Annotated in this window: 6 protein-coding genes; 4 read left to right on the plus strand and 2 right to left on the minus strand. The window is 37.8% G+C overall.

What is annotated here, in order from left to right; translation table 11 throughout:
- Positions 1-93: 93 nt before the first annotated feature.
- On the minus strand, positions 94-1,392 hold the full coding sequence (locus tag I2F17_RS03455; protein ID WP_235985909.1) for a D-alanyl-D-alanine carboxypeptidase family protein: 1,299 nt from the start codon (positions 1,390-1,392) through the stop codon (positions 94-96).
- A 168-nt stretch (positions 1,393-1,560) separates the two neighbouring features.
- Between I2F17_RS03455 and I2F17_RS03460 the strand changes: the two genes are divergently transcribed.
- Positions 1,561-3,270, plus strand: coding sequence for a M61 family metallopeptidase (locus tag I2F17_RS03460; protein WP_211139091.1), 1,710 nt, complete (start codon positions 1,561-1,563; stop codon positions 3,268-3,270).
- Positions 3,271-3,327: 57 nt separating this feature from the next.
- Here the strand turns inward: I2F17_RS03460 and I2F17_RS03465 are convergent, their stop codons facing one another.
- Positions 3,328-4,101, minus strand: coding sequence for a pseudouridine synthase (locus I2F17_RS03465; protein ID WP_196422855.1), 774 nt, complete (start codon positions 4,099-4,101; stop codon positions 3,328-3,330).
- A 174-nt stretch (positions 4,102-4,275) separates the two neighbouring features.
- Between I2F17_RS03465 and icd the strand changes: the two genes are divergently transcribed.
- From icd to I2F17_RS03480, 3 genes are all read left to right on the plus strand, one after another.
- Positions 4,276-5,529, plus strand: a complete 1,254-nt coding sequence (icd, locus tag I2F17_RS03470; protein ID WP_211139092.1) for an NADP-dependent isocitrate dehydrogenase — start codon at positions 4,276-4,278, stop codon at positions 5,527-5,529.
- Between the two features lie 164 nt (positions 5,530-5,693).
- The gene (locus I2F17_RS03475; protein WP_196422857.1) at positions 5,694-7,094 is read left to right on the plus strand and encodes an L-cystine transporter; all 1,401 of its coding nucleotides are present in this window, start codon (positions 5,694-5,696) and stop codon (positions 7,092-7,094) included.
- Positions 7,095-7,102: 8 nt separating this feature from the next.
- Positions 7,103-7,927, plus strand: coding sequence for a PhzF family phenazine biosynthesis protein (locus I2F17_RS03480; protein WP_196422858.1), 825 nt, complete (start codon positions 7,103-7,105; stop codon positions 7,925-7,927).
- The last annotated feature ends 502 nt before the right edge of the window (positions 7,928-8,429 follow it).

Raw genomic sequence — 8,429 nt, forward strand, 5'->3', positions numbered from 1 at the left:
CCTTTATATGTTATATGTATCTGACGTTTAAAAAAGCGTTGTTCCATTTAATATCCCACCTTTTACATCCATGTGAAATGACTTAAAACGACTTTATTGATAAATCATTGCTTCTGGCGCTTTATTAGACATAAACGGTAACACATGTTTAAGCCAATGTATGAATCGTTCAAATATACTTGCTCGTTCTAATTGAACAGGCGCAGAAATTTTTAATTGATCAATTGGTTGATTATTTTGCATAATGGTTACATTTGCAAGCATCATTTCTTTATTTATTGGTGCAATGAGTTGTTTTTGAACAAGTGAGATATTGAGTTTGATGTGTGGTTGATTTAAAGGAAAAACATTTTCTTTATTTTCAACAATCAGCTTGTTATTTAGATCGAAATTTTGTAACTGTATGGGCGTATTTAAAGGGTACAACGATGCGGTAATCATTTTGCTGTGAGGTGAAGAGAACGTAAAACTTTTTTCATGACCATCAATCACAGGTAATTGAAATAAAGCTTGATTTGCTTTTAGAGCAACGATGTCTTGGGTATAGGTAAAGGCTAAATTCAGAAGTTGATTTGCAACTTGTGCACGCTTAAATAGACTTTTTGTACCTAATACAACAACAATTAATCGCCGTTCAGGTACATCTATATTGGGGGTACTACGCTTGGCTGTCAGTGCTAAGTTAAACCCAGCTGCAGCAGTATAGCCTGTTTTTAAACCATCCACGGTATTGTCTTTTTTGAGTAAAATATTGGTGGCTTTGTGGGTGAAATTATCCCATGTGTAGCTTTGTTGTTTTGAGTAGTTGAGATACTCGGGGTATTTGTTGATCAAGTGGTGAGAAAGTCTGACTAAGTCTGCAGCAGAAGAATAGTGGTCGATCATGGTAATACCAGCAGGATTGGTAAAATGAGTATTAGACATGCCGAGTTGTTGGGCTGTACTGTTCATTTTTTCAATAAATTGCGGTAAATTGCCTGAAATTTTTTCTGCAAGTGTAACTGCTGCATCATTGGCGGACATGACGATTAAACCACTGAGCAATTGATCGATGGTAATGTGTTCACCTGCTCGCAAATCCATTTTTGACTCATCAAATTTCACTTTGTTTACAATACTTGATGCAGTAATGGTTTCTGTTGTTTTGAGTTTACCTGCATGAATGGCTTCAAGGGTTAAATAGGCCACCATCATCTTGGTTAAAGATGCAGGTGCACGTCTGTCATTTTCATTATGTGCTGCAATGATTTGTTCTGTTTGTGGGTCAAAAATCATCCATGATTCTGCTTCTACAGATTCAGGTGCAATATTGAGTATTGAGGCATGGCTTGCTGTGGCACAGTAAAATAAGAAAAAAGCACAGAGTAGTAGAGGTCGTGTATAGAAAATCAAAAGAGTCGCCTTGAAACAAATCAGAACGCAGAACGTTACGTGATCAAACTTAAAATAAATAAAAAAGTGTCACAAAAAATACACATTTAATATTGTGGCATAGATTCACTTTAAAAAAGTGTTAATCTAAAAACTGACCTCAATAAAATTGGATTGAAATTCTGACTTATGTTGCACTATCGAATTGTATTTGACGATTATAAACAGCATCTTGTACGGGTGTCTTTTACTTTTGTTGCCCAACCTGAGCAAGTACTTTGGTTGCCCACATGGATTCCGGGCAGTTACTTGATTCGTGAATTTGCCAAACATGTAGAATCAGTCCGTGCGCATACGGTAGACGGAAAATCTATACCGATAAATAAGTTTGAAAAAAATAAATGGCAATTGGGATTGACCGAAACCCAAGAAATTACGGTGTCTTATCAGGTTTATGCCTATGATTTATCTGTGCGTGGTGCTTATGTTGACCAAAATTTGCTATACGTGAACCCTTCATGTGTATGTTTAGGTGTGTTGGAAGATGATCAGCAAGCTTGCCAAGTCGAGCTTGTCTTGCCTGAAAGCCTTGCACACTTTACGCTATCAACAGGTTTAAAACATATTTGTGACACGAAAGGGCATTATCGTTTATATGCTGACAATTATTTACAGTTAATTGATAGTCCATTTGAGTGTGCTGTACAAGATCGTTTTACGTTTGATGCAGAAGGTATTGAACATACATTTACCATTTCAGGACGACATCAAGCAAATTTAGAACGATTAAAAACAGATCTGACAAAAATTTGTACGACTGAAATACAAATGTTTGGTCATGCCCCCTTTAATGATTATGTGTTTATGACTATGGCAACAGCAAATCATTATGGTGGGCTTGAACATCCAAATTCAACCAGTTTAATTGCTCCACGAACCGATTTACCTGTTACAGATGAAAAAGATGAACCGTCTGTAGCGTATCAACGTTTTTTGGGTTTGTGTAGTCATGAGTATTTTCATTCATGGTTGGTCAAATGTATTCGACCTGAAGTTTTAGTGCCGTATAATTTACACCAAGAAACGTACACATCTCTCTTATGGGTTTTTGAAGGTTTTACTTCGTATTACGACGACCTTATTTTGCGACGTAGTGGTGTGATTTCTCAAGAAAGTTATTTGACGTTATTAAAAGCACAAATTGACCGTTATTTGCAAAATGCAGGTCGTCAAGTGCAGTCTGTAGCTGAATCAAGTTTTGATACGTGGATTAAGTTTTATCGTCCTGATGAAAATACCAATAATGCAGGGACAAGTTATTATAATAAAGGGGCCTTGGTCGCATTATGTATTGACTTGAGCTTAAGACTTGAAGGGTCTAGCTTAGATGATGTCATGCGACAGCTGTATCGCAATGCACAGCAAGGTCAACAAGTCCATGAACAAACGATCTTACACTGTTGTGAAACCTTGACAGGAAATGATTGGAAACAACGTTTAGAGACGTGGGTGAATTCAACACAAGACTTACCACTTGCCGAGCTGTTGGCGCAATGTGGTGTAAATGTTGAATTAGAGCAACAGCAGTCTTTACCTTTGGGTATGAAGGTGCAAGAAAAGCCAGAAGGTTTGTTGGTTCAACAGGTTCGTCGTGACAGTGTAGCGGCACAAGCAGGTGTATCTGCACATGATGTCGTGATTGCAATAGACCATTTAAAAGCCACTGAAAAACTTTTGGCACAATACAGCGAGCAACAAAAAACGGTAACGTTACATGTGTTCCGCCGTGATGAATTGCTGACCTTGCAGGTTCATAGTGCAGATTTAAAGATCGATACAGTGAAACTTACGATACAAAATGCAGAAAAAGCCAAAGCGTGGTTGAGTGAGTGCGTTTAAACCCTAGATAAAAAAGGAGAGCAATGCATTGCTCTCCTTTTTTAATTATTTTTAATATTAGCGAGTACGTCGACCACGGCCTTTTTTTAGATTTGGGCGAGTAGTGCCGTTGGTAATACGGCGAGGACGTACGGCATCGGTTTTAAAAATTTCAACCAAAACTTGATCACGTTGTTTATCTTGTTTCTTGGTTTTTTTATCGACATGACCTGCTTTCGGTTTTGAGGCGAAAAATTTCTTTGGTGTTTCTTTATGCTCCATAATTTTTTTAAACTCGGGAAACAATAAAGGCTCAAGAGCACGTGCTTCACCCACCTTTAGGCCAAGATTAATCAGATTGATTGGCCCGACTTGTGTTCGAATTAAACGTAGTGTTGGGTAACCAACAGCCGATGTCATGCGGCGAACCTGTCTATTTCTTCCTTCCATGATTTGAATTTCTAACCACGTGGTTGGAATGTTTGCACGGTAGCGAATGGGTGGTGTTCTTTCCCAAAGCCAATCTGGTTCTTCTACGATTTTTACCAAGGCAGGTAAAGTCATCCCATCGTTGAGTTCTACACCATTGCACAGCTGTTTTACTGCAGCTGCATCTACTGCGCCATCTACTTGCGCTAAATAAGTTTTATATTGCTTTTTTTTAGGGCTAGTGAGGTATTGGTTGAGCCCACCATGATCAGTTAAGATCAATAAGCCTTCAGAATCACGATCCAAACGACCTGCAACACGTAACTCAGTATCATGAATATACTCAGCTAAAGTGGTGTGTTGTCCTTCTTCTCTGAATTGTGAAAGCACATTAAATGGTTTGTTGAGTATGGTAATTTTCATGAAAGTATCTGCGTTTACGTGTCTGGTGTATATTGATTTCTTAAATGTAGATTATTTCCAATGGAAATGACGCATGGCATCGATTTACTTTAGAATGAAGTCGCATTTAAAAAAATGAAAAATTGTCATAAAGACAATCATGTAGTTCGCCAAAGATAAAAGGGAGCCTGTAAAATGGGTTACGACAAGATTGTTACACCAACACAAGGTGAAAAGATTACCGTTAATACAGATCTGTCATGGAATGTACCAAATCATCCAATTATTCCCTTTATTGAAGGAGACGGAATTGGTATAGATATTACACCCGCGATGAAAGATGTGGTTAATGCAGCGGTAGAAAAAGCCTATGGTGGTGAACGTGCTATCGAATGGATGGAAGTATACTGTGGCGAAAAGGCAAATGCTACCTATGGTACATATATGCCTGAAGAAACATTTAAAGCAATTCGTGAATATGTTGTAGCAATTAAAGGTCCACTGACTACACCTGTGGGTGGTGGCATGCGTTCATTGAATGTTGCATTGCGTCAAGAGCTTGATTTGTATGTATGTTCACGTCCTGTACGTTGGTTTGAAGGTGTACCATCACCTGTGAAGCATCCCGAACAAACAGACATGGTCATTTTTAGAGAAAACTCAGAAGATATTTATGCAGGTATTGAATGGGCTGCTGATTCTGATGAAGCGAAGAAAGTCATTAAATTTTTTCAAGAAGAAATGGGTGTAAAGAAAATCCGTTTTCCTGAAGGCTGTGGTATTGGTGTTAAGCCTGTATCTAAGCAAGGTACAACGCGTTTAGTGCGTAAAGCCATTCAATTTGCCATCGATAATGATAAACCATCTGTGACTTTGGTACACAAAGGCAATATCATGAAATATACCGAAGGTGCATTTAAAGCATGGGGCTATGAATTGGCGCTCAATGAATTTGGTGGCGAGCTGATCGATGATGGCCCGTGGGTGAACATTAAAAACCCAAAAACGGGCAATGATATTGTGATTAAAGATGTGATTGCAGATGCTTTTTTACAGCAAATTTTGATGCGTCCTGCTGAATATTCAGTCATTGCCACTTTGAACTTAAATGGTGATTACGTTTCAGATGCATTGGCAGCACAAGTGGGGGGAATTGGTATTGCACCGGGTGCAAATATTGGTGATGCAATTTCTGTATATGAAGCAACTCATGGAACAGCACCAAAATATGCAGGTCAGGACAAAGTGAATCCGGGTTCAATTATCCTTTCTGCTGAGATGATGTTGCGTGATATGGGGTGGACTGAAGCTGCAGATTTAATTATACAAGGTGTATCTGGTGCAATTACTGCAAAAACGGTCACTTATGATTTTGAACGTTTAATGGATGGTGCAACACTGTTAAGTTGTTCTGATTTTGGTCAAGCGATTATTCAACATATGAAGTAATTTTATACGATTTAAAAGCCCTACAAAATGTAGGGCTTTTTTTATGTAAATATATGATGTGTAAATAAAAATATTATCACTAAAATTTAATTTTTATGGTGAATTTCTTTATAATCCAAAGCAATATAAAAATTGAATGTACGATAAAATTTGGAGATAAAAATATGAATCTATCTTTAATCATTAATATTGTTGTGTTTGTAGGGTTACTGTTGTTGTTGGCTCGACTAGGTAAACGTTCATGGAGCTTATCTAAAAAAGTACTCACTGGATTGGGTTTAGGCGTATGTTTTGGACTCGTTTTGCAGGGCGTGTATGGTACAGCACACCCTGTACTGGCTGAGTCGATCAGTTGGTTTAATATTGTAGGTAATGGATACGTCAAACTTTTACAAATGATTGTTATGCCGTTAGTCTTTATTTCTATTTTGAGTGCGGTGGCTAAGTTACATACAGCAACCTCTGCGCTGGGTAAAATGAGTTTTATTAGTATTGGTACGCTGTTAATCACGACTGCAATTGCTGCGCTTGTTGCTGTGGGGGTCACACAACTCTTTGGACTAACAGCACATGGTTTAGTACAAGGCACAGCAGAAACAGCACGTTTAACAGCAATACAGACCGACTATGCAGGAAAAGTCACTGGATTAAATGTTCCTCAATTTATTTTAGCTTTTATACCGACTAACCCTTTTGCAGAATTAACGGGTGCAAAACCAACATCGATTATTAGTGTGGTGATTTTTGCGGTCATGTTAGGTTTGGCAGCACTGCAACTGGCAAAAGATAATCCAGAAAAAGGCCGTGTAATACTCGAAGCTGTAGATACTTTACAGCTTTGGGTAATGAAGTTAGTTCGTTTGGTGATGCAATTAACGCCTTACGGGGTCTTGGCACTTATGGTTAAAGTGGTTGCAGGTGCAAACTTAAGTGATATTTTGAAACTTGGTGGCTTTTTAGTTGCGTCTTATGTTGGGATTGCTATTATGTTTGTAGTACATGCACTCATTTTGGCCGGTGTAGGCGTAAACCCTAAACTATTCTTTAAAAAAGTGTGGCCTGTATTAACTTTTGCATTCACGAGTCGTTCAAGTGCTGCCACAATTCCTTTAAACATTGAAGCACAAACACGCCGTTTAGGCATTCCCGAATCGATTGCAAGTTTTTCTGCATCATTTGGAACAACCATCGGGCAAAATGGCTGTGCGGGTTTGTATCCTGCAATGCTTGCCGTAATGATCGCCCCGACCATGGGGATTAATCCATTAGACCCTATGTGGATTTTAACCCTTGTAGGTGTAGTGACTTTAAGCTCAATTGGTGTCGCTGGTGTGGGTGGTGGTGCAACGTTTGCTGCATTAATTGTATTACCTACATTGGGTTTTCCTGTGACCTTAGCCGCATTACTCATTTCAATAGAACCTTTGATTGATATGGGTCGTACAGCATTGAATGTAAATGGTTCGATGACTGCAGGAACCGTGACAAGTCAACTTATGGGGCAAACCGATTTAGAGCGACTTAAACAAAGCCAAGATGAACAACCGATTCATCATCAATCTTGAGAATAATAATGTTAAAAATGTACCAAGTAGATGCCTTTACACAAGATTTATTTAAAGGTAACTCCGCAGCGATCATTGTTTTAAATGAGTGGTTAGATGAGTCACTTATGCAAAATATTGCTCTAGAAAATAATCTTTCTGAAACTGCCTTTTTAAAAGCGACAGCTAAAGATTCTTATCATATTCGTTGGTTTACTCCAACCGATGAAATTGCATTTTGTGGTCATGCCACGTTAGCGAGTGCATTTGTTTTATTTCAAGAAAACCCTGACCTTAACGAAATTTGTTTTACAACCAATAGCGTCGGAGATTTTTATATTACGCAAAAAACAGATGGGAAAATTGTTATGGATTTTCCTGTACGTCTTGCAAATATACTCACAGATATTCCTCAAGGTTTAATTGAAGCTTTGGGCACTTCACCTAAAGCGTTATATGTGAATGAGCAGGCGTATATTTTAGAATATGAGCATGCAGAGCAGGTCTTAGAACTGCAACCTGATTTTCTTCAACTTAAAACGGTATGTTTGAATGCAAAAGAAACAGATGGTTTGAGTAAAGATGTTGTCGTGACTGCGTTAAGCCATCAAGAAGGTTATGACTTTATTAGTCGTTATTTTGCACCTGCGATTGGAGTAAATGAAGATCCTGTCACAGGTTCAATCCATACAGCACTTGCTCCATTTTGGTCAATGCGTTTAGATAAATCTGAGTTAATTGCATATCAAGCATCTACGCGAGGTGGAGTTTTATACTGTAAACAATTATCAAAACAGCGTATGCAAGTTTCAGGTTATGCAAAGCTATACATGATTGCAGAGCTTTTTGTGTAATCTGCTCTTTGAATATTGTCCATTGCGCATAAAATCAGGTTAAATACATCACATAGAAATGTAAGTGTATTGAGCCTGATTTTTTTATGAGTGGAGCAATGTACTTGATGGATATGGTTTTGAAAGATGTGAAATAAAAATATTGGCTTCCGTAGTTTATGATTTCTAGTCGGAAAATTTATATATTTGATTGATGACTTTAGTTGCAAATCATTCAAATTTTGCTCTCTGAAATGAAAAAAATAGATTGCTTCATTAAAAAGCATGAGTGATAAAAATAGAAATTATACAAAGGTACGAGAGTGAAACCATTTAATTGTTCATACATCGAATAAAGTTAAAGGCTTGGCTACACATATTTTATAGTTTTTACACGTATAGTGAAACCATCTAATTATTCATACAGCTAATTAGTACTAAAGCCTTGCGTAGCCATATTTTTTAATTTTTACTTGTATGTGGTTTTGAGGGCTTTGACTATATGTATTTTTCGATGGGTTTT

Source organism: Acinetobacter baretiae (assembly GCF_015627105.1).
GTDB classification, from domain to species: Bacteria; Pseudomonadota; Gammaproteobacteria; order Pseudomonadales; family Moraxellaceae; genus Acinetobacter; species Acinetobacter baretiae.